This window comes from Oleiphilus sp. HI0043, from assembly GCF_001634935.1.
The window spans coordinates 1-1527 of sequence record NZ_LWEY01001255.1; the positions used below are offsets into that span (position 1 = coordinate 1).

A 1527-nucleotide genomic window follows, 5' to 3' on the forward strand; every position below is an offset into this window, starting at 1 on the left:
TAACGGCAGCCATTGAGCGCCCAGAAAGTTCCCTTGTCGGAACGGATGCTGGAGAGTTAGCAGGTGTGGGTGCGAACGGTGTTGTTGTCTCAGGTAGCTTGTCTGAAGTGATTGGTCAGTTCGATGTCTTGATTGACTTCACTGCGCCCGTAGCGACCTTGGCAAATGCTAAGTTATGTGCGGAGCATGGTAAGGGTATTGTTATCGGAACGACTGGCTTTACCGTTGAAGAAGAGGAGGAGTTGTTATTGGCTCAGTCTTCTGCGGCAATGTGTAAGGCTGCCAACTTTAGTACAGGCGTAAATGTTTGCCTGAACCTGCTTCAAAAAGCGGCTGAAATTTTGGGTGACGACTACGATGTTGAGGTTTACGAAGCTCATCATCGACATAAGGTTGACGCGCCTTCTGGTACTGCACTGGCGATGGGGCAAGCGGTGGCCGATGGTTTGGATCGGGATTTACGCTCGGTTGCGGTTTATGGGCGAGAAGGTCAAACCGGTGCACGTGATAAAGAAACTATTGGTTTTGCGACCGTTCGTGGTGGTGATGTTGTCGGTGATCACACCGTGATGTTTTTGGGCGAAGGTGAGCGTGTAGAGATTACTCACAAAGCGTCTAGCCGTATGTCTTTCGCTCGGGGTGCAGTTCGTGCTGCAGCCTGGTTGCAGAGTCAGAAGCCTGGCTTGTATGAAATGCGAGATGTTCTGAATTTGAAATAAGTGGCTTGGCTAAAAAATGCGCTATGAACTGCCTCTCACTGATAGACATAATTGTCATAAATGTGTACAATGCCGCCGTTTGAATAGTGGTTGTCTATTCAAAGCCCGCATGTATCAGCAGGGTTAACATTGAAGCGCGCGCAAGTATAAGAATTTTAAGCGAGGTGGGGTAAGCTCCGTCTCGCTTTTTTGCAACTTATCTGTGTGAAAATGCTGCTTTGAATGCCTGCTCGGGGACCAGATGCTTATCGCTTATACCTAGCGTGTAGTTTCTGAAGGCCACTTCAAACCCGCCTAAAGACGGTATCTTTATTATTCTCTCCTAGCCGATTACGACGAGGAACTGGCGTTGACAAAACCTGCAATTTTAGCACTTGAAGATGGCTCCATTTTTAAAGGAGTCTCCATTGGATCAGACGGTGAAACCATCGGGGAAGTTGTATTTAATACAGCGATGACCGGGTATCAAGAAATCCTGACTGACCCTTCCTATGCAAAACAAATCGTAACTTTGACTTATCCGCATATCGGAAATACCGGTGTTAATGCCGAAGATGTTGAGTCAGATAAAATTTGGTCAGCAGGCTTGGTTATACGTAACTTGCCTTTATTGGCGAGTAGCTGGCGTTCAGAAAAGCCTCTTAACGAATACCTTGAAGAAAACGGCATTGTCGCGATTGCAGATATTGATACACGCCGTTTGACGCGAATCTTGCGTGAAAAAGGTGCACAGAATGGCTGCATTATCGCTGGTGATGACATTAGTGAAGAAAAGGCGCTAGCCGCTGCGAAGTCGTTCCCTGGTCTA

The 1527-nt window shown here is 47.3% G+C and carries 2 protein-coding genes; both read left to right on the forward strand.

Going from position 1 to position 1527, the window contains the following annotated elements; genetic code table 11:
- The coding region (gene dapB, locus A3729_RS15615) for a 4-hydroxy-tetrahydrodipicolinate reductase (RefSeq protein ID WP_068634056.1) at nucleotides 1–719 on the forward strand (719 nt) is incomplete at its 5' end.
- 349 nt (nucleotides 720–1068) lie between these two features.
- Nucleotides 1069–1527, forward strand: a 459-nt coding sequence (locus A3729_RS15620) for a carbamoyl-phosphate synthase domain-containing protein (RefSeq protein ID WP_304439726.1), incomplete at its 3' end; no start/stop codon positions are given.